The sequence below is a fragment of the Mesoflavibacter sp. genome, assembly GCF_964226795.1.
Taxonomy (GTDB): Bacteria; Bacteroidota; Bacteroidia; order Flavobacteriales; family Flavobacteriaceae; genus Mesoflavibacter; species Mesoflavibacter zeaxanthinifaciens.
Genome location: NZ_CAXQQP010000005.1, coordinates 255,751 through 275,965, shown reverse-complemented (window position 1 = coordinate 275,965; position 20,215 = coordinate 255,751). Strand labels below are relative to the sequence as shown.

Genomic DNA, 20,215 nt, shown 5'->3' with positions numbered 1-20,215 from the left:
TCAAATATATGTTAATCTTCGAATTCTTCCTTAAGAATTCTGATAACATCTAAAATTGTTTCTTCTTCTAGGTCTGTTCTTTTTATTAAATCTTCTACGTCTTGTTCTAGTACACTTTTTGCTGTATCCAGACCTACTTTAGAGAATTCGTCTATGATCCACTCTTCGATTTCGTCCGAGAATTCTCTTAATTCTACATCTTCTTCTGCACCTTCACGTAACACATCAATTTCATATCCTGTTAATTGACCTGCTAGACGTATATTGTGTCCACCTCTACCGATTGCTTTACTTACTTCTTCTGGTTTTAAGATGGCTTCTGCTCTTTTATTTTCTTCATCTATTTTTATAGATGTTACTCTTGCTGGGCTTAATGCACGCGTAATATACAACTGTAAATTGTTTGTATAGTTAATTACGTCTATATTTTCGTTTCCTAACTCGCGTACAATTCCGTGAATACGAGATCCTTTCATACCAACACAAGCCCCAACAGGATCTATTCTATCATCATAAGAATCTACAGCTACTTTTGCTTTTTCACCTGGTATTCTGACTACGTTTTTAATTGTAATTAATCCGTCAAATACTTCAGGGATTTCTGATTCAAATAATTTTTCTAAGAACTTTGGCGATGTTCTTGACATGATAATTGCAGGCTTGTTCCCTTTTAACTCTACACTATCAATAATACCTCTTACATTATCTCCTTTTCTGAAGAAATCTGATGGTATTTGTCTGTCTTTTGGAAGGATAATTTCATTTCCCTCATCGTCTAATAAAATTACAGCTCTGTGACGTATGTGGTGAACTTCTGCTGTATATAAATCGCCTTCTAATTCTTTAAACTGCTTGTATAGATTTGTATTATCGTGCTCGTGGATTTTTGAAATTAAGTTTTGGCGTAATGCTAAAATTGCACGACGACCAAGATCTATTAATTTTACTTCTTCAGATACATCTTCACCTACTTCAAAATCAGGTTCTATTTTACGAGCTTCGGATAATGAAATTTCTTGATTTGGTTCTTCTACTTCTCCATCTGCAACAACTATTCTATTTCTCCAAATTTCTAAATCTCCTTTATCTGGGTTTATAATTATATCAAAATTATCGTCATCTCCAAATTTCTTCTTTAATGCATTTCTAAATACATCTTCTAAAATAGCCATTAGTGTAACACGATCTATTAACTTATCGTCTTTGAATTCTGAGAAAGATTCAATTAATGCTATATTCTCCATAACTCTATTACTGAATTAAAATTTTATAATCACTTTAGCCTCTAAAACGTCTTTAAAAGCAATATTTTCTTTTTTTTGAACTGTTACTTTGCCTTTACCAACTGGTTTAGGCTCTCTCGCTTTCCACTCTAAAGTTATTCCGTCTTCTGATACAGATGTTAACTTTCCTTCAAACTTACCGTTTTCGGTCTTAACTTCAAGTGTTCTTCCTTCATGTTTAGCAAATTGTCTTGGTAATTTAAACGGTGCTGCTGCGCCTGCTGACATTACATCTAAAGAAAAGTCATATTCTTCTCGATCTATATTATGCTCTATTGCACGACTAATATAAATGCAATCCTCTACAGTAACACCTTTATCTCCATCTATTATAATTTTAATAGCGTTATCATTAGACATTTTAAAATCTATCAAAAATAAATCTTGACGTTCTTCTAATGCTTTGTTTAATAAATTCTTGACTATATCTGTAAACATGTGTAAGTATAAAAAGAGGGGACATTTCCGTCCCCTCAATTAATCTTTTTTCTTTCAACGCTGCAAATATACACATTTTTATTGATTTACATAATATTTTGATTATCAAATTTTATTCATAAATTTATAAGACTATCCACCCAAAAAAACATCTTTTTTATGAAAAAAATATTAGTACCAACAGATTTTTCTAACGAAGCTGAAAATGCTGTAAAAGTGGCTGCAGAATTAGCCAGGAAGCACAATTTTGAAATTGTATTACTACATATGCTTGATTTACCTATACAACAACTTAATACAGGAAGCGCTCCTGCAGATTTACCTGAGGCTATGTACTTTATGAAACTTGCACACAAGCAGTTTGAAGATGTTTTAAAAAAAGATTACCTAAGAGATATTACTGTTACCGAAACTGTAGATTTTCATGACATCACTAAAGGTATTCTCGAAACTTGCGAAAAAGAATCTATAGATCTTATTGTAATGGGATCGCATGGCGCAGAAGGATTAAAAGAGCTCTTTATTGGGTCTAACGCAGAAAAAGTAGTAAGACACTCTAAAACACCTGTTTTAGTTATTAAAAACAAGCATGAACATTTTGATATTAAAGAATTTGTTTTTGCTTCTGACTTCAAAAATGACAATAAAGAAACATATAGCCAAGCGGTTAAGTTAGCCCAACTTTTTGATGCTAAGATTCACCTCTTATACGTAAATACACCTAGTAATTTTGTGACTACTGCTACTTCAAAAGTTAGAATTTTTGACTTTATTGAAGGACAAAACTATAACAACTACACTATTAATATTTACAATGATGAAACTGTAGAAAAAGGCATTTTAAACTTTTCTAAAATTATAAACGCAGACTTAATTGGCATTAGCACTCACGGTAGACAAGGTATAGCTCACTTTTTTAACGGGAGTATAAGTGAAGATTTGGTTAATCATGCCAATAGACCTGTAATCACATTTAAAATTTAAAATACTAAATATCTTAAAATAAAAAAGCTTCCTAAAATTAGGAAGCTTTTTTTGTTGGCCTACTAGGGCTCGAACCTAGACTCTTCTGGACCAAAACCAGACGTGTTGCCAGTTACACCATAGGCCAATAACCTTATTGAGCGTGCAAATTTAAAACATTCTTTTATTTGTACAAATATTTTTTAAAAAAATTATCAATAAAAACTTAACGTTAACTTAAAAACCTTACTTATAACATAATAATTACTAAATTCGCCCACGTAAATAAAACAAAACATATGATGTCCTTAAGTTTTAAAAAATGGAATCTAATTTTAGGTTGGTTCGCTTTTTTAATTGCATTAATTACTTATTCTTTAACTGTAGAACCTACAGTTAGTTTTTGGGATGCTGGAGAATATATTTTAACTGCTTCTAAATTACAAGTTGGTCATCCACCAGGAGCACCTTTATATCAAATGCTTGGCGCTGTATTTTCTGTTTTTGCTTTAAACCCAGATCAAATTGGACTTTTAATGAATATGATGAGCGCCGTATCTAGTGCTTTTACCATTTTATTCATGTTTTGGACTATTGTTTTAATTTTAGAAAAAATATTAGGAGAAGGCAAGACTCTTAAAAGTGGTCAACAAATAGCTGTTTTAGGAAGCGCTTTAGTTGGATCTTTAGCTTTTTCATTTACAGATTCGTTTTGGTTTAATGCTGTTGAGACAGAAGTATATGCTATGGCAATACTTATAATGTCTATAATGTTTTATTTGGGCTTACGTTGGGAAAAAGACATGCACAAACCACGTGGCAATAGATGGCTAATCTTAATTGCATTTGTTATAGGTTTATCGTTTGGTATTCACTTTATGGGATTATTAACCATACCTGCTATTGGTCTAATTTATTATTTCAAAAATTATAAAAAAATAACTGTTAAGAATTTTATTATAGCTAATGTGGCTTCTGTAGCCGTTCTACTTTTTATATTCAAATTAATGTTTCCTAATGTACTTAGGTATTTTAGTGCTTTAGAGTTGTTTTTTGTAAATCAAATAGGTCTACCTTTTAATTCAGGTTCTATCATTGCTGGTATTTTACTTATAGCGGCTTTTTATTATGGATTAAAATATACTAGAGCTAAAAAACTTTATGATTTTAACACTGGTATTCTTTGCTTATTATTCATTTTAATAGGTTCATCATCATGGTTAATGTTACCTATACGTGCTAATGCTAATGTAGTAATTAACGAAAATAACCCTTCAAGCGCTAGAGAACTTTTAGCCTATTATAACTTAGAGCAATATCCAGAAACACATCTATTTTACGGACCTTTATTTACTGACCAATATTCTGGTTTAGATGAAAATGAACCATATGTTGACGACAAGCCTAAATATGAAAAAGATGAAACTACTGGCAAATACATTATAGTTAACGATTATAAAAACGCTAAGCAAAACTACAACTCTAAACACGCTGCGGTATTACCTCGTATGTGGAGCGCAGAAAACGCAGAAAACTATATGCTTTTTACTGGTTTTTTAGATTTTAGAATAAAACCTGCTTACCAAGGAGAACCACGTTTAGAACAATCCATTTTAGACTTTAAAAATGATGTTGTTAAAGGGAGAATTGATTATGAAGATTACCATAATTTTTTAAAGCAATTTGGTCAATTTTTAGATGTAGAAAAACCTTCTTTTGGAGACAACCTTGCTTTCATGTTCGAGTACCAATTAGGTTATATGTATTGGCGTTACTTTATGTGGAATTTTGTTGGTAGACAAGATGATATACAAGGTAAACTAGACCAACACGGTAATTGGATTAGTGGCATTCAATTTATTGACGAGCTTCATTTAGGGCAATCTCAAGATAATCTACCAAGTGATGTGAAAAACAACAAAGCAAGAAACACCTATTATTTCCTTCCTTTTATATTAGGGTTAATTGGACTATTTTTTCTTTTTAATAAAGACAAAAAATTATTTTGGATTATGCTAGTGTTTTTCTTGTTTACAGGAATTGCTATTCAAGTCTACACAAACGTAAGACCTTTTGAACCTAGAGAAAGAGATTATTCTGTTGTTGGTAGCTTTTACGTCTTTGCTATTTGGATTGGGTTTGGGGTATATGCCATCTTTGATATGCTAAAAAAATATCTTTCTGGTAAAATCTTAGCTCCAATTATAACAGTGCTTTGTTTAGCCTTAGTCCCATTAATTATGGCTACTCAAAATTGGGATGATCATGATCGTTCTGACAAGTACACTGCTTTAGCTATGGCTAAAAAATACCTAGATTCTTGTGATGAAAACGGTATTTTATTTTCAATTGGTGATAACGACACCTTTGCGCTTTGGTATGCTCAAGAAATTGAAAAATATCGTACCGATGTGCGTGTTGTCAATACAAGTTTATTCCAAACAGATTGGTACATTGATCAAATGAAACGTCAAGCTTACGAGAGCGAGCCAATACCATCTGCTCTTACACATGACAAATACAAACACGGGACAAGAGACTATATAATGAAGCGTTTACGTACTAAAGATACATTAGCTATAAAGGAGTTTATGACCTTTATAACAAGCGACAATCCAAAAACTAAGCTAAAACACATAATGCAGCAAGAAGGAGATGATGTATCTTCTTATCCAAGTCAATTAATTAACTCAAATTATTTCCCTGCAGAACATGTCCGTATTCCCGTAGACAAAAAAGAAGTAATTAAAAACGGAATTGTTAAAGCTAAAGATAGTGCCTTAATAGAAGATAATCTTTATATAACAATAGACGATAGTGCTATATATAAAAACAGATTACTAATGTTAGATATTGTAGCAAACAACAATTGGCAACGTCCAATCTACTTTACAGGTGGCGCATTTGGAGATGATGATTACATTTGGCTTAAAGATTATCTGCAATTAAACGGAATGGTTTACAAATTAGTACCAATAAAAACTCCTGTATCTAGAGCAAACCCATACGATATGGGACGTATTGACACCGATTTTATGTATAATAAAGTCGTAAATTGGGATTGGGGAAATAGTGGCGGAGACATCTATCATGACCCAGAAACACGAAAAAACTCGATCACTTACCGCGGTAACTTAGCTCGTTTAATAGAAGCTTTATTAAACGAAAACAAACTAGACAAAGCAGAAGAAATTGCAGATATTGCTATGGAAAATATGCCTGTTGATAAATACGGATTCTACACGCTTTTAGAACCATACATTAGCACATATTATGAGGTAAATAATAAAGAAAAAGCAAGACAATTGTTTAAAGAGGTTGCAACAAAATACCAAGAATATTTAAGATACTATGGTAATTTAACGATAGAAAATCAAGAGTATAACTTTACAGAAATCCTAACTAATATTGAACGTTATAAGGCTTTAGTAGATGTTCTTAGAAGTTACGACAAAGAGTTTGCAGAACAAGAAACAAAAGCTTTTAATAACTACCTTGATTTATTTAAACACTTTTACGAAGAAGAACCTACAGCAAAACCAATGTCTGAAGAAGAGTTCTTAAAAGAATTTGATACTGTTTTAAAAGCTGAATAAATGTTAGCTTTTCCTGTAAAAATTCCAATAATAATTAAACGTCTTTTTCCTAAATACATATGGGAAAAGACGTTTTCTAATAAAACATTATACCTAACCTTTGATGATGGTCCAACTCCTGAAATTACAGAATGGACATTAAACACATTAAAACAATTTAATGCAAAAGCAACCTTCTTTTGTATAGGAGACAATGTAAAAAAATACCCAGATATACTTCATAAAATAAATCAAGAAGGTCACAGTATAGGCAATCATACTTTTAATCATATAAACGGTTGGATTAACAAAACCAACTCTTATGTCAACAACACAGAAAAAGCTCAAAACACTTTAGAAAAAGAGTTAGGTTTAGAATATTTTTCAACTAAAAAATTATTTAGACCACCATATGGAAAGATTAAAAATAAGCAAGCTAGACAACTAATTAAAAAAGGCTACCAAATTGTAATGTGGTCTGTAATTAGTTACGACTGGAATATAAACTTAAGCGGTAAGGATTGCTTAAACAATGTTTTAAAACATACTAAAGATGGTAATATAATCGTGTTTCACGATAGTATTAAGGCTAAAAAAAAATTACAATACACGTTACCAAAAGTACTATCTTATTACTCTGATAGAGGCTACAGTTTCAAAAGTCTTTAAATAAACTGTTCTACAACATTAATTATAGAGTTTGCATCAAGCTGTCCTGTTTGCCTCCATTTCATCTCTCCATTTTTATAAATAATTAAGGTTGGTAAACCTTTAACTCGTAAAGCCTCAGACAGCTCTTTATTTTTATCCACATCTATCTTAATGACTCTTGCTTTATCTCCCAATGCAGCTGCAACATCCCTTAAGACCGCATGCATGTTTTTAGATGTTTCATCCCATTCTGTAAAAAAATCTAAAAGCACAGGAATTTCTACATCAATTAATTCTCCAAATTTTGACATTTGATTAAAGCTTTTGTATTAACGTATCTTTAAAAATAAAACATTTAGTTTAATTTAAGCCTCTTGAAGTCCTTTTTTAAGCTTAATAACCGTTATTTCTGGCCAAATACCTACTCGACCAGGAAAAGCCAAGTAACCAAATCCTCTATTTACGTTTATTATTTGTTTGTTTTGTTCATATAAACCAGCCCAATATTTATAACGCCATTTTGCTGGGCTCCATTTTATCCAACCTGGTATTTCTATTCCAAACTGCATACCATGTGTATGACCACTTAATGTTAAGTGATAGTGTAAAGGATGGGTGACAGCAACTTTTTCCCAGTGTGTTGGGTCATGAGACATTAAAATTTTAAAATCATCTTGATTTACGCCTTCAGAAGCTTTATCTAAATCTCCAACTTGTTTAAAACCTGCTCCCCAATTTTCAACACCTATCAAAGCTATTCTTTCTCCATTTCGTTCTAAAAATCTATTTTCATTTTTCAACAAATCAAAACCCATTTCTTTTTGAATTTCAAAAAGATACTCTAAGTTTTCTTGCTTAGCAGTTTCGTTTGGCCAGTTCATATAATCTCCATAATCATGATTTCCTAAAACTGAAAACACACCATCTTTTGCTGATAATTTTGAAAAAGTGCTTTTCCATTGTTCCATCTCAGAAGCCTCATTATTAACCAAGTCTCCAGTAAATAATATTACATCAGATTGCTGTTTATTAATTAAATCTATTGCGTATTCGATTTTTTCTTTATTATCAAAGCTTCCAGAATGCACGTCACTAATTTGTGTGATTTGATAACCATCAAAAGCTTCTGGTAAATCTGGATATTCTAAAGTATAAGTTAACACTTTGTAATTATATCTTCCTTTATAAATTCCATAAAGCATGGATGCAAATGGTATTGCTGCAATACCTAAAGCTATTTGGCTTATAAATTTCCTTCTAGAAGGCAAATAAAAGGTTTCTTTATCTCCAAACACTTTTTGATATGCTCCGTATAAAATACGAATTACATCTTCTGTAAATAAAAAAGAAATCAGTACTACTTTTAAGGCAATAACAGTTAGAAAAAAACCTAAAGCATAACTCTTAGCTGGTGTAAGCACACGACCTTGGGTTGGTATTATAAATTGGTAAACTAAGTTTACTAACACCATTATTGTAAGCGCAAAAAACAAGAAATAAATCCATTTTTTACTTGTTAAAGTCTTTACCGATTGAAAAGCATAAAAATTAAAAATTCCGTATAAAACTATTATTATAATCCAGCGTAACATATCTATAATTTTAACAAAATTACAGTCTTAAAAATCATATCTACTTTAATTTAAGGGAAGATTAACATTAATCACATTAGTCAAAAATTAAATTATTGCTAATAAGGTTTTAAAAAATCTAAGTAAAGCTGAGTTAAGTTTCGTAATTTTGATGTTCTTGTCTGTTCGAGCGCAGTCAAGAACTTTTTATAAGATTAAAATTCAAAACATGTCAGAACAAAAACGCCTCTTTTTAGTCGATGCTTACGCGCTTATTTTTCGTGGATATTATGCATTCATAAAAAACCCAAGAATTAACTCTAAAGGTGAAGATACTTCAGCCATTATGGGTTTTATGAACTCACTTTTAGATGTTATCAAACGCGAAAGACCGGACCATTTAGCAGTATGTTTTGATAAAGGCGGAAGTGTAGATCGTGTAGAAATGTACGAAGACTACAAAGCCAATCGTGACGAAACACCAGAAGGCATTCGCACTGCTATTCCTCACATTTGTAACATTTTGGAAGCTATGCACATCCCAATTATGGTAAAGGAAGGTTTTGAGGCAGATGATGTTATTGGGACACTTTCCCGTCAAGCGGAAAAAGAAGGTTACAAAACCTATATGGTCACGCCAGATAAGGATTTTGCACAATTAGTTACCGAAAATATTTTTATGTATCGCCCAAAATCGTTTGGTGGCGGATATGAAACTTGGGGAATTCCAGAAGTTCAGAAAAAATTTGAAGTCGAAAGACCAGAACAAGTCATTGACTTTTTAGGAATGATGGGCGACTCTAGTGATAACATACCTGGTTTGCCTGGTGTTGGCGAGAAAACCGCCAAAAAATTCATCAAGCAATTTGGTAGTATGGAAGGACTTTTAGCCAACACAGACCAGCTAAAAGGTAAGATGAAAGAAAAGGTTGAAGCAAATGCCGAATTAGGAAGACTTTCAAAAGAATTAGCGCGAATCATGCTTGATGTTCCAGTAGAATTCAACGCGAAAGATTTCGAGTTAGATCATCCAGATATTGAAAAAGTAAAAGAAATTTTTCAAGAGTTAGAGTTTAGACGTCTTACAGACAATTTCATTAAAACGTTTACTTCAGAAAGCGATAATTCAGCTACAACAACAAATCAAAATATCACTTCGAGCGCAGTCGAGAAGTCTCAATCAACAAAAGAAAAAGCATCTGCTGGCGCAGGACAATTCTCTTTATTTGGTGGCGGCGATGATGATTCGCAAACAAAAGCAAACACAACTTTCACAAGAAATACCGCCGAAAACACAAGTCACTTTTATCAAAGTGTTGCTAGCGGAATGGCAACTAAACTTTTTGTAAAAAACCTGCTTAACCAAACATCGGTGTGTTTTGATACCGAAACTACAGGATTAAATCCGTTAACTGCAGAATTGGTTGGTATTGCGTTTTCTTGGGAAACTGGCAAAGGTTTCTATTTACCTTTTCCTGAAAATAAAGATGAAGCACAAGAATTAATTGAAGAATTACGTCCGTTTTTTGAAGCTGAAAACATTCAGAAAATCGGTCAGAATTTAAAATACGACATTAAGGTTTTAGCCAAATATAGTATCGAAGTTAAAGGACCATTATTCGATACCATGTTAGCGCACTATTTGATTAATCCAGACATGCGTCACAACATGGATGTGCTTTCAGAAACGTATTTAAACTACTCGCCTATTTCCATTGAAACCTTGATTGGTAAAAAAGGTAAAAACCAATTATCAATGCGCGATGTGCCATTAGATAAACAAACCGAGTATGCTGTAGAAGATGCCGATATCACACTTCAACTTAAAGAACATTTTGAAAAAGAGTTAGGCGAAGCCAACACACAAAAATTGTTTGATGAGATAGAAATCCCATTACTACGCGTGTTAGCCGCAATGGAATTGGAAGGCATTAACCTTGACAAAGACTTTTTAAATAGCTTATCAGAGCAATTAAATACTGATATTGCCAACTTAGAAAAAAGCATTTACGAAGCTGCTGGCGAAGAATTCAACATTGCATCACCAAAGCAATTAGGTGTTATTTTATTTGAAAAAATGAAGTTGGTAGACAAGCCAAAAAAGACCAAAACTGGACAGTATTCTACCGCAGAAGATGTATTGAGTTACTTGGCAAAAGACCATGAAATTATCCAAAACATTCTTGATTTTAGAGGCTTATCCAAACTAAAAAGCACATATGTAGATGCCTTACCGCTTCAAGTTGAAGAAGCTACAGGTCGCGTACATACAGATTATATGCAAACTGTTGCTGCAACAGGTCGTTTAAGTAGTAATAATCCTAATTTACAGAACATTCCTATTCGTACCGAACGTGGAAGACAAGTACGAAAAGCATTCGTGCCTCGTAACGAAGACTACACCTTATTAGCTGCCGATTATTCTCAAATTGAACTGCGCATCATCGCAGCGTTAAGTGAAGAAGAAACGATGATTGAAGCCTTTAAACATGGTGAAGACATTCACGCGTCAACCGCTTCAAAAGTATTTAATGTTGCTATTGAAGACGTGACTAGAGAACAACGTAGCAATGCGAAAACAGTTAACTTCGGAATTATTTATGGTGTGTCGGCTTTCGGATTAAGTAACCAAACTGATTTATCACGTAGCGAAGCTAAAGAACTAATCGACACGTATTATGAAACCTATCCAAAGCTGAAAAACTACATTAGTAAGCAAGTGGATTTTGCGCGTGATCATGGTTATGTGCAAACGGTTTTAGGCAGACGTAGATATTTAAAAGATATCAATTCTAGAAATGCGGTTGTTCGTGGTGCAGCAGAACGAAATGCGGTAAATGCGCCAATTCAAGGTAGTGCTGCAGATATCATTAAACTAGCAATGATTAATATTTACGAGAAACTAGAAACTGGTGATTATAAAACCAAAATGCTACTACAAGTCCATGATGAATTGGTCTTTGATGTCTATAAACCAGAACTAGATGAGATTTCAAAATTGATAAAAACTGAAATGGAAAATGCATTTACATTATCGGTTCCTTTAGATGTTGAAATTGGTCTTGGTGATAACTGGTTAGAAGCGCATTAAATTTAAAATCTCTATCGAGTTTTGAAAATAGACAAATTCGTCATTGCTATTATAATTACCGTAATAGCGGCATACATTTATCCTGATTTGGGTAAAGGTGAAAGTGCACAAGTTTTAAATACTTTGAGCAGTATTGGTATATCGCTTATTTTCTTTTTCTACGGACTAAAATTAAGTCCGCAACAAATTAAAATTGGCTTAAAAAACTGGAAACTACATGTTTTAATTCAGGCGACAACATTTATTGTTTTTCCTTTAATTGTATTGACTGCTTACCCTTTAATCACTAAAGATAACAAAGCTATTTGGCTGGCTTTTATGTTTTTAGCAGCGTTACCTTCAACAGTATCTTCATCTGTAGTTATGGTATCTATTGCCAAAGGAAATATTCCTGCAGCTATATTTAATGCGAGTATTTCGGGATTAATTGGCGTGATTCTTACACCGTTGTGGATTGGTCTTTTTATGACCTCTACTGGAACAGATTATAGCTTAATCGAAGTCTATCAAAAGTTATTGTTAGAAATTTTAGCACCAGTTATTTTAGGTTTATTGTTACGACGCTTTTTAGGAGCTTTTGCATTAAAACACAGCAAAAAAATTACACTATTTGATAAAAGTGTGATTTTGTTGATTATCTACAAAAGCTTTTCTAAATCCTTTTTAGATCGCATTTTTGAAAATTTAAGTCCATTAAAATTACTAGCCGTTTTAGCTGTTGCTATATTAATCTTTTGGATAGCATATTTCTTTATAGGTTTTGTCGCAAAACGGTTTAATTTTTCTATTGAAGACCGAATTACAGCACAGTTTTGCGGCACTAAAAAGTCTTTAGTACACGGTACAGTATTTTCTAAAATACTATTTCAAAACGCTTCATTTTTAGGCATTATTTTATTGCCAATTATGATGTTTCATGCATTTCAAATTGTAGCAATTAGTGTTATTGCCGCTAAGCATGGTAGAAGGGATTTATAAAAGCAAAGGAATTACTTTCGCTTTTTTTTCTTATACTTTACCTTATTTTTTCGTTGGTTAAAAGGTACAGCATCGTTAAAGGTGTTTTTAGTTTTACCAGGTTTATTTTTACGCCATTTTTCATCTTTTTTAGGCAATAAAACATCAAGTAAATCTTGTCTTCCTAATTTATTAAGCGTGTTTTTAATCCAAGCTTTGTTTTCATCTTTATACCAAAAGAAAAAACGATGTTGTTCGTCTTTTTCTTTTCTGGTTTTTGGCGTATTTACCTTTTTAAGCGTATACGGATGGTAACCACTGTAATAAATCACCGTTGCAACCGTCATTGGTGTTGGCGTAAAACCTTGAACTTGCTCAAGCTGAAAGCCCATATCTTTAGTTTCGGCAGCAAGATTTGCCATATCTTCAACTTCGCAGGCAGGATGATTTGAGATGAAATACGGAATTAACTGTAAGTTCAGTTTATTCTTGATATTGATTTTATCAAAACGTTCTTTAAACTTATGGAAGTAACTAAACGATGGTTTTCGCATTAATTTTAATACCGGATCACTGGTATGTTCTGGCGCTACTTTAAGTCGACCAGAAACATGCTTTGTCATCACTTCTTCTGTATAATCGTCTAACTCTTTTGGGTCGGCGTTTTTATTAAATTCTGGCACCAACATATCGTGTCTAATTCCAGAACCGATAAAGGATTTTTTCACCTTCGGATGACTATCAACTGCTTGATATAACTCGGTTAACGGTTTGTGAGACGTATCTAAATTGCTACAAATTACTGGCGAAATACAACTTGGTGCAACACATTTATCGCAAATAGATTGTACTTTACCTTTCATTTGATACATATTCGCGCTTGGTCCACCAATATCAGATAAATAGCCTTTAAAATCTGGCATATTCGCCACTTTATCAACTTCTCTTAATATGGACTCTTTACTACGACTCGCTATAAATTTTCCTTGATGTGCCGAAATGGTACAAAAACTACATCCACCAAAACATCCACGGTGAATGTTTATAGACGTTTTTATCATCTCGTAAGCAGGAATTGGCCCACGCTTATTGTATTTTGGATGCGGTAAACGCGTATAAGGCAAATCGAAAGACGCATCAATTTCGGCTTCCGTCATTGTAGGATAAGGTGGATTTATCATCAGCATCTTATTACCTACTTTTTGAAATATTCGTCTTGCAGCCAATTTATTAGACTCTTGCTCTATCACTTTAAAGTTAGACGCGTAAGCCTTTTTATCTTTTAAACAGGTTTCGTGCGACGCGATTTCAACATCTTCCCAATTTTTATTTTTTGGGATATCGTTTTCATCATTAATAAGAATCGCTGTTTGGTTAACAGTATTTATACTATTAAAAGGTACACCACGTTCTAGCAAACGTACAATTTCACGAAGTGGTTGTTCACCCATTCCGTAGACCAACATATCAGCTTTAGAGGTTTCTAAAATGGTTGGCATTAATTGATCGCTCCAATAATCGTAATGCGTCACACGACGTAAGGAGCCTTCAATTCCACCAATTAAAACTGGTGTATCTGGCCATTTTTCTTTTAAAATTTTACTATAAACGGTAGATGCATAATCTGGTCTAAAACCTATTTCGCCATTTGGCGTGTAGGCATCTTTATCACGACGCTTTTTGTTGGCGTTGTAGTTACTAATCATAGGATCCATACAACCACCTGTAACACCGAAGAATAAACGTGGTTTACCCAACTTGACAAAATCCTGAAGGTTATCGTTAACGTTAGGTTGTGGAACGATAGCAACTCGTAAACCCATACTTTCTAACAAACGTCCAATTACTGCTGGACCAAAGGTTGGATGATCTACATAGGCATCACCGCTAAATAGGATAACATCAAGTTCTTCCCATCCGCGAATTTTCACCTCTTTATTTGTGGTAGGTAACCAACTAGAAAGTCTCAATTCTTCTTGCATAACGCTGCAAAATTAATCAAAAATTAAACTATAATAGATTTTTTAAAAGGAATTATTAGTTATGGTTACCCATACTCACTAAACAACACAACAACTCATTATGAGGTAGTTAGAAATTTTTATCTTAATTTGTCTGTATGTAATTGCCTTAGCTTATTCAGTTTTGGATCTATGACATAGGTGCAATACCCATAATCTGGATTATTTTGATAAAATTCTTGGTGTTCTTTTTCAGCTTCATAAAAAACACCCATTGGACTTACTTCTGTTACTATTTGATTGCTATATAAAGGATTTAATTCTTCTAAAACACGATTAGCAATTTCCTTTTGTTTATCATTATAATAGTATATCACAGATCGATATTGCGTCCCAACATCTGCACCTTGTCTATTTAAAGTTGTAGGATCATGTGTTGTCATAAAGATTTCAAGAATATCTTTATAACTAATAATATTAGCATCAAAAGTTACTTTAACCACTTCGGCATGACCAGTTAACCCAGAACAAATCTCGCGATAAGTTGGTTTACCTGGCGCATTACCACCTGTGTAACCAGAAATTACTTCTTCTACACCTTTTACATGATTAAACACTGCTTCTGTACACCAAAAACATCCACCACCAACGGTAGCGACTTCTAACTTTTTTGTTGTCATTAAATCACCCTTCTTTATTAAGAATTAAAGATTCTGAATTTACACAATAACGCAAACCGCTTGGTTCTGGACCATCCGGGAAAACATGTCCTAAATGTGCATCGCAAGTATTACACATAATTTCTACACGGATCATCCCAAAAGACGAATCTTTTTCATATTTGACTGCATTAGTTTGGATTGGCTGCGTAAAACTAGGCCAACCTGAACCTGAACTAAATTTAATTGTAGAATCAAATAATGGCGAACCACAACACACACAATTATATTGTCCAGCTTCAAAAGCACTACATAACGCACCACTATGTGGCGCTTCAGTTCCTTTTAATCTTGTAATTCTATATTGATCTTGTGTTAATTGTGCCTTCCATTGCTCGTCTGTTTTCTCAACACGTGTATCTGGAGTTGGATTTCCGTTTACAGTAAAACTTATAATATCTTTCCAAGTTAGCATTGTTTTCTTTTCCTATTAAATGTTATACATTAAGTCGTGTTAATAAAGCTATCCTTTCAACTTAAATAAAACACTAAAATAATATATTCTTAACTTCTTATAGTTAAAATGTTAGTTGTTTTTTTATCTAAAAAAAGAGCTAAAAAAAAGATATCAACAGAGTTATCAAATAAAAGTAAGCCCACTATTTGGTAATCAAATATATAATCGTAAATTTGCAAACTCTTTTTGAGAGAGGAATGTTTAATAAAAAATAATTAATAACGTGGACACATTAAGCTACAAAACGATTTCAGCAAACAAAGCTACTGTAGATAAGCAGTGGGTTTTAGTAGATGCTGAAGGTCAGACATTAGGTCGTTTAGCTTCTAAAGTTGCAAAACTTTTAAGAGGAAAACACAAGCCTAGCTTTACACCACATGTTGATTGTGGAGACAATGTAATTGTTGTTAACGCAGAAAAAATCAACTTAACAGGAAACAAGTGGAACGATAAGACTTACTTACGTCACACAGGTTACCCAGGTGGTCAAAGAAGTTTAACTGCTACTGAAATGTTTGGAAAAGATCCAGCAAGATTAGTAGAGAAATCAGTAAAAGGGATGTTACCTAAAAACAAATTAGGAGCAGACTTATTCCGTAATTTAACTGTTGTTGTTGGTACAGAGCACGCTCACGAAGCTCAAAAACCAAAAACAATTAACTTAAACGAATTCAAGTAATGGAAGTAATTCACAAAATTGGTCGTCGTAAGACCGCAGTTGCTCGTGTATACTTATCTAAAGGAGAAGGAAACATCACGATTAACAAAAAAGATTTAAATGACTACTTCACTACAGGTACATTACAGTACAAAGTAAAACAACCTTTAATGTTAACAGAAAACGAAGGTGACTTTGATATTAGAGTAAATGTATTTGGAGGTGGTATTACAGGACAAGCAGAAGCTGTACGTTTAGCAATCTCTCGTGCAATGTGCGAATTAGATGCTGAAAACAGAGGTATTCTTAAACCTGAAGGATTATTAACAAGAGACCCAAGAATGGTAGAGCGTAAAAAATTCGGTCAGAAGAAAGCTCGTAAGAAATTCCAGTTCTCTAAACGTTAATATTATTGCTAAAATTTTTAGCACAAAACAAAAAATTAAACTAGTTATTGTTGTACTTAGCCCAAAAGGCAAGTATAGTTTAGCATCTAAATAATTAAGGCGAATTTATTTTAATGACCACTTAATTATTGCTAATTCAACAGAACGTAAACTATTACAAAATGGCAGTAGAAGTAAAAGAATTACTTGAAGCAGGTGTACACTTTGGACACCTTACACGTAAGTGGGACCCAAACATGGCTCCTTACGTATACATGGAGCGTAATGGCATCCATATCATAAACTTATATAAAACAGCAGCTAAAATAGACGAAGCTGGTGCAGCGTTAGCAAAAATCGCAGCATCTGGTCGTAAAATTTTATTTGTTGCTACAAAAAAACAAGCTAAAGACATCGTATCAGAAAAAGCGGCAAGTATAAACATGCCTTACATTACTGAGAGATGGCCTGGTGGAATGTTAACAAACTTTGTTACTATCAGAAAAGCGATTAAAAAAATGGCTACTATTGATAGAATGAAGAAAGACGGAACATTTAATACGTTATCTAAAAAAGAACGTTTACAAGTTGACCGTTTAAGAGCTAAGTTAGAGAAAAACTTAGGATCTATCGTTGATATGACACGTTTACCAGGAGCTTTATTTGTTGTAGATATTAAGCGTGAGCACATTGCAATTAAAGAAGCACAAAAATTAAACATTCCTATCTTTGCTATGGTAGATACTAACTCTGATCCACGTGAGGTAGACTACGTAATACCAGCAAACGATGATGCTTCTAAATCTATTGATAAAATCTTAACGCACGTTACAGAAGCTATTACAGCAGGTCTTAACGAGCGTAAAGCAGAAAAAGCTGAGAAAGACGCTGCAAAAGCAGACAAAAAATCGGCTCCTAAAAAAGCAAAAGCTTCAAAAGAGGAAGAAGAATAAATTAACAATTTTCAAACATGAATAAGTCGTTTAGTTCTTTTCTTTACTGAAAATTAATTGAACGACTTTTTTTTAAATTATAACTTATTATGAGTGAAGTAAAAATTTCTGCAGCAGAAGTAAACAAGCTAAGAAAAGCTACTGGTGCAGGTATGATGGACTGTAAAAAAGCATTAGTAGAAGCTGGTGGAGACTTTGATCAAGCAATTGACGTTTTACGTAAAAAAGGTCAAAAAGTTGCTGAAAAAAGAGCAGATCGTGACTCTTCTGAAGGTGCTGCTATCGCTAAAGTAAACGATGATAACACAACTGGTGTTGCTATTGTATTAGGTTGCGAAACTGACTTTGTTGGTAAAAACGAATCTTTTGTTGCTTTAGCTAACGAAATGGCAGATAATGCTATCAACTTTGATAACAAAGAAGAATTTTTAGCTTCTGACTTTAATGGTATTTCAGTATCAGAAAAATTAGTAGAACAAACTGGTGTTATTGGTGAAAAATTAGACATCAATGCTTTTGAAAAAGTAAACGCACCTTACGTTGGTTCTTACGTACATATTAACAAAATTGCTGCTATCGTTGGTTTTTCTGCTGCTGTAGATAACGTAGAAACTTTAGCAAAAGACGTTGCTATGCAAATTGCATCTATGGGTGCATCAATCTTATCTTACAAAGATTTTGATCCAGCATACGTAGCTAGCGAAACTGAAGCAAGAATTGCTGCAATTGAAAAAGAAAACGAAGAGTTAGAGCGTTTAGGAAAAACATTAAAAAATGTACCACAATACATTTCAATGTCTCAATTAACTCCAGAAGTTTTAGCTCAAGCTGAAGAAGATGCTAAAGCGCAATTAAAAGCTGAAGGTAAGCCAGAACAAATCTGGGACAAAATCTTACCAGGTAAAATGGAACGTTTTATCTCTGATAACACAACTTTAGATCAAGAACAATGTTTATTAGATCAAAAGTTTATCAAAGACGAAAAAATGACTGTTGCAGAATACGTAAAATCTTATGGTGATGTTGAAATCACAGGATTTAAACGTGTAAGCGTAGGATAGTCTTTTATTGTAAACGCAATAAAACATAAATATAAAAAGCCATTACAACTTAGTAATGGCTTTTTTTAATGCCTTGAAGTCAAAAAAGACAAAACAAAAATTTTAATAATTTGATTTCAAAAAATTATGTAGCTTTGCTAAACTTTCAAAATTAAAATGAAATACAACCGAATTTTACTAAAACTATCTGGTGAAGCTCTTATGGGTAAGCGCCAATACGGTATAGATCCAGAACGATTAGCAGAATATGCAGAAGATATCAAACAACTAACCGACAAAGGTGTTGAAGTTGCCATAGTTATTGGTGGCGGTAATATTTTTAGAGGTGTTGCAGGAGCAAGTAATGGTATGGATCGTGTACAAGGTGACCACATGGGTATGCTTGCCACAGTAATAAACGGTTTAGCTTTACAAAGTGCTTTAGAAGACGCCGATGTAAAAACTAGACTTCAAACAGCCATCAAAATTAATGAAGTTGCCGAGCCTTTTATTAGAAGAAAAGCTTTAAGCCACTTAAGAAAAGGACGAGTTGTTATTTTTGGTGGAGGAACTGGTAACCCTTACTTTACAACAGATTCTGCAGCAGTTTTAAGAGCAATCGAAATTGAAGCAGATGTCATTTTAAAAGGAACAAGAGTAGACGGAATTTATAATGCAGACCCAGAAAAAGACAAATCTGCTATAAAATTTGACCATATCACTTTTGATGATGTCATTAGACAAGGTTTAAAAGTAATGGATACTACAGCGTTTACTTTAAGCCAAGAAAACAAATTACCAATCATAGTTTTTGATATGAACAAAAGAGGTAATTTACTAAAAGTAGTTTCTGGTGAAAACATTGGAACAGAGGTTAATTTATAATTTTTATATTTCAATTTTAAAAATTGGCTCAATTATTGAAAGAGCTTCGATAATAAATACATACTATGGAAGAAATTACATTTATTATAGATACTGCTAAAGAAGCAATGGATAAAGCAGTAAAACACTTAGAAAAACAATTTTTGAACATTCGCGCAGGTAAAGCTAGTCCTGCAATGTTAGGTAGTGTAATGGTTGATTATTATGGATCTCAAACACCATTAAGTCAAGTTGCAAACGTAAACACTCCTGATGGAAGAACCATTAGTGTTCAACCTTGGGAGAAAAATATGCTTCAAGAAATTGAAAAAGCAATTATGAATGCTAACCTAGGTTTTAACCCAATGAATAATGGTGATTTTATAATTATTAACGTACCACCATTAACTGAAGAACGCAGACGTGATTTAGCAAAACAAGCAAAAGCTGAAGCAGAAGATGCTAAAATTGGAGTAAGAAACGCAAGAAAAGAAGCTAATAACGACATTAAAAAAACAGATGATGCTTCTGAAGATGTACAAAAAAATGCTGAGGCAGACGTACAAGATCTTACCGATAAATACGTTAAAAAAATTGACGAAATTTTAGCGATTAAGGAAAAAGAAATTATGACCGTTTAATGATTTA

Annotated in this window: 18 protein-coding genes and 1 tRNA gene; 11 read left to right on the top strand and 8 right to left on the bottom strand. The window is 33.1% G+C overall.

Annotation, left to right across the window (positions count from 1 at the left end):
* Positions 1-11 precede the first annotated feature (11 nt).
* Both nusA and rimP read right to left on the bottom strand, forming a co-directional pair.
* Entirely contained in the window at positions 12-1,244 is a 1,233-nt protein-coding gene (nusA, locus tag ACEQT4_RS03510) for a transcription termination factor NusA (RefSeq protein WP_106677443.1), read from the bottom strand.
* Between the two features lie 15 nt (positions 1,245-1,259).
* The gene (rimP, locus tag ACEQT4_RS03505) at positions 1,260-1,721 is read right to left on the bottom strand and encodes a ribosome assembly cofactor RimP (RefSeq protein WP_027879465.1); all 462 of its coding nucleotides are present in this window, start codon (positions 1,719-1,721) and stop codon (positions 1,260-1,262) included.
* A 159-nt stretch (positions 1,722-1,880) separates the two neighbouring features.
* Here rimP and ACEQT4_RS03500 point away from each other — a divergent pair, with 159 nt between their 5' ends.
* The gene (locus ACEQT4_RS03500) at positions 1,881-2,705 is read left to right on the top strand and encodes a universal stress protein (RefSeq protein WP_370226037.1); all 825 of its coding nucleotides are present in this window, start codon (positions 1,881-1,883) and stop codon (positions 2,703-2,705) included.
* Between the two features lie 54 nt (positions 2,706-2,759).
* Here the strand turns inward: ACEQT4_RS03500 and ACEQT4_RS03495 are convergent.
* Positions 2,760-2,832 (bottom strand) — tRNA-Gln (locus ACEQT4_RS03495).
* 151 nt (positions 2,833-2,983) lie between these two features.
* On the opposite strand from ACEQT4_RS03495, the gene ACEQT4_RS03490 reads away from it, so the two are divergent.
* The gene (locus tag ACEQT4_RS03490; protein WP_370226036.1) at positions 2,984-6,280 is read left to right on the top strand and encodes a protein O-mannosyl-transferase family; all 3,297 of its coding nucleotides are present in this window, start codon (positions 2,984-2,986) and stop codon (positions 6,278-6,280) included.
* Entirely contained in the window at positions 6,281-6,928 is a 648-nt protein-coding gene (locus ACEQT4_RS03485; RefSeq protein WP_106677435.1) for a polysaccharide deacetylase family protein, read from the top strand. It abuts the gene before it with no gap.
* Here the strand turns inward: ACEQT4_RS03485 and ACEQT4_RS03480 are convergent.
* Positions 6,925-7,221, bottom strand: a complete 297-nt coding sequence (locus ACEQT4_RS03480; RefSeq protein ID WP_106677433.1) for a co-chaperone YbbN — start codon at positions 7,219-7,221, stop codon at positions 6,925-6,927. The two genes, ACEQT4_RS03485 and ACEQT4_RS03480, sit on opposite strands and share 4 nt — an antisense overlap.
* Before the next feature lie 54 nt (positions 7,222-7,275).
* Complete coding sequence (locus ACEQT4_RS03475) at positions 7,276-8,502, bottom strand: metallophosphoesterase (RefSeq protein ID WP_106677430.1); 1,227 nt, start codon at positions 8,500-8,502, stop codon at positions 7,276-7,278.
* Between the two features lie 208 nt (positions 8,503-8,710).
* Between ACEQT4_RS03475 and polA the strand changes: the two genes are divergently transcribed.
* Together polA and ACEQT4_RS03465 are read left to right on the top strand one after the other, a co-directional pair.
* Complete coding sequence (gene polA / locus ACEQT4_RS03470) at positions 8,711-11,572, top strand: DNA polymerase I (RefSeq protein WP_370226034.1); 2,862 nt, start codon at positions 8,711-8,713, stop codon at positions 11,570-11,572.
* Positions 11,573-11,593: 21 nt separating this feature from the next.
* A complete protein-coding gene (locus ACEQT4_RS03465) occupies positions 11,594-12,550 on the top strand; it encodes a bile acid:sodium symporter family protein (RefSeq protein ID WP_370226032.1) in 957 nt (318 codons plus the stop codon).
* An 11-nt stretch (positions 12,551-12,561) separates the two neighbouring features.
* Here the strand turns inward: ACEQT4_RS03465 and ACEQT4_RS03460 are convergent, their stop codons facing one another.
* The 3 genes from ACEQT4_RS03460 to msrB all read right to left on the bottom strand — a co-directional run bounded on the left by ACEQT4_RS03460 (position 12,562) and on the right by msrB (position 15,624).
* A complete protein-coding gene (locus ACEQT4_RS03460) occupies positions 12,562-14,511 on the bottom strand; it encodes a YgiQ family radical SAM protein (RefSeq protein WP_370226030.1) in 1,950 nt (649 codons plus the stop codon).
* Positions 14,512-14,630: 119 nt separating this feature from the next.
* Entirely contained in the window at positions 14,631-15,170 is a 540-nt protein-coding gene (gene msrA / locus ACEQT4_RS03455) for a peptide-methionine (S)-S-oxide reductase MsrA (protein WP_370226028.1), read from the bottom strand.
* Positions 15,171-15,174: 4 nt separating this feature from the next.
* Positions 15,175-15,624 carry a peptide-methionine (R)-S-oxide reductase MsrB gene (gene msrB, locus ACEQT4_RS03450; protein WP_370226026.1) on the bottom strand — a complete coding sequence of 150 codons (450 nt, stop codon included), beginning with the start codon at positions 15,622-15,624 and terminating at the stop codon, positions 15,175-15,177.
* Positions 15,625-15,889: 265 nt separating this feature from the next.
* On the opposite strand from msrB, the gene rplM reads away from it, so the two are divergent.
* From rplM to frr, 6 genes are all read left to right on the top strand, one after another.
* On the top strand, positions 15,890-16,345 hold the full coding sequence (gene rplM / locus ACEQT4_RS03445) for a 50S ribosomal protein L13 (protein WP_027879477.1): 456 nt from the start codon (positions 15,890-15,892) through the stop codon (positions 16,343-16,345).
* The gene (gene rpsI, locus ACEQT4_RS03440; protein ID WP_027879478.1) at positions 16,345-16,731 is read left to right on the top strand and encodes a 30S ribosomal protein S9; all 387 of its coding nucleotides are present in this window, start codon (positions 16,345-16,347) and stop codon (positions 16,729-16,731) included. The genes rplM and rpsI overlap by 1 nt, the downstream gene beginning before the upstream one ends.
* A gap of 161 nt (positions 16,732-16,892) precedes the next feature.
* Positions 16,893-17,663 carry a 30S ribosomal protein S2 gene (gene rpsB / locus ACEQT4_RS03435; RefSeq protein ID WP_106677418.1) on the top strand — a complete coding sequence of 257 codons (771 nt, stop codon included), beginning with the start codon at positions 16,893-16,895 and terminating at the stop codon, positions 17,661-17,663.
* 89 nt (positions 17,664-17,752) lie between these two features.
* The gene (tsf, locus tag ACEQT4_RS03430) at positions 17,753-18,724 is read left to right on the top strand and encodes a translation elongation factor Ts (RefSeq protein WP_036227106.1); all 972 of its coding nucleotides are present in this window, start codon (positions 17,753-17,755) and stop codon (positions 18,722-18,724) included.
* 156 nt (positions 18,725-18,880) lie between these two features.
* The gene (gene pyrH / locus ACEQT4_RS03425; protein WP_027879481.1) at positions 18,881-19,588 is read left to right on the top strand and encodes a UMP kinase; all 708 of its coding nucleotides are present in this window, start codon (positions 18,881-18,883) and stop codon (positions 19,586-19,588) included.
* A gap of 65 nt (positions 19,589-19,653) precedes the next feature.
* Positions 19,654-20,208: a ribosome recycling factor gene (gene frr, locus ACEQT4_RS03420; protein WP_106677414.1), complete on the top strand. Its 555-nt coding sequence runs from the start codon at positions 19,654-19,656 to the stop codon at positions 20,206-20,208.
* Positions 20,209-20,215 lie beyond the last annotated feature (7 nt).

Excerpts from the sequence above, each read along its gene's own strand:
- nusA (WP_106677443.1), bottom strand. The coding sequence starts at position 1,244 with ATGGAGAATATAGCATTAATTGAATCTTTCTCAGAATTCAAAGACGAT.
- rimP (WP_027879465.1), bottom strand. The coding sequence starts at position 1,721 with ATGTTTACAGATATAGTCAAGAATTTATTAAACAAAGCATTAGAAGAA.
- ACEQT4_RS03500 (WP_370226037.1), top strand. The coding sequence starts at position 1,881 with ATGAAAAAAATATTAGTACCAACAGATTTTTCTAACGAAGCTGAAAAT.
- ACEQT4_RS03490 (WP_370226036.1), top strand. The coding sequence starts at position 2,984 with ATGATGTCCTTAAGTTTTAAAAAATGGAATCTAATTTTAGGTTGGTTC.
- ACEQT4_RS03485 (WP_106677435.1), top strand. The coding sequence starts at position 6,281 with ATGTTAGCTTTTCCTGTAAAAATTCCAATAATAATTAAACGTCTTTTT.
- ACEQT4_RS03480 (WP_106677433.1), bottom strand. The coding sequence starts at position 7,221 with ATGTCAAAATTTGGAGAATTAATTGATGTAGAAATTCCTGTGCTTTTA.
- ACEQT4_RS03475 (WP_106677430.1), bottom strand. The coding sequence starts at position 8,502 with ATGTTACGCTGGATTATAATAATAGTTTTATACGGAATTTTTAATTTT.
- polA (WP_370226034.1), top strand. The coding sequence starts at position 8,711 with ATGTCAGAACAAAAACGCCTCTTTTTAGTCGATGCTTACGCGCTTATT.
- ACEQT4_RS03460 (WP_370226030.1), bottom strand. The coding sequence starts at position 14,511 with ATGCAAGAAGAATTGAGACTTTCTAGTTGGTTACCTACCACAAATAAA.
- msrA (WP_370226028.1), bottom strand. The coding sequence starts at position 15,170 with ATGACAACAAAAAAGTTAGAAGTCGCTACCGTTGGTGGTGGATGTTTT.
- msrB (WP_370226026.1), bottom strand. The coding sequence starts at position 15,624 with ATGCTAACTTGGAAAGATATTATAAGTTTTACTGTAAACGGAAATCCA.
- rpsI (WP_027879478.1), top strand. The coding sequence starts at position 16,345 with ATGGAAGTAATTCACAAAATTGGTCGTCGTAAGACCGCAGTTGCTCGT.
- rpsB (WP_106677418.1), top strand. The coding sequence starts at position 16,893 with ATGGCAGTAGAAGTAAAAGAATTACTTGAAGCAGGTGTACACTTTGGA.
- tsf (WP_036227106.1), top strand. The coding sequence starts at position 17,753 with ATGAGTGAAGTAAAAATTTCTGCAGCAGAAGTAAACAAGCTAAGAAAA.
- pyrH (WP_027879481.1), top strand. The coding sequence starts at position 18,881 with ATGAAATACAACCGAATTTTACTAAAACTATCTGGTGAAGCTCTTATG.
- frr (WP_106677414.1), top strand. The coding sequence starts at position 19,654 with ATGGAAGAAATTACATTTATTATAGATACTGCTAAAGAAGCAATGGAT.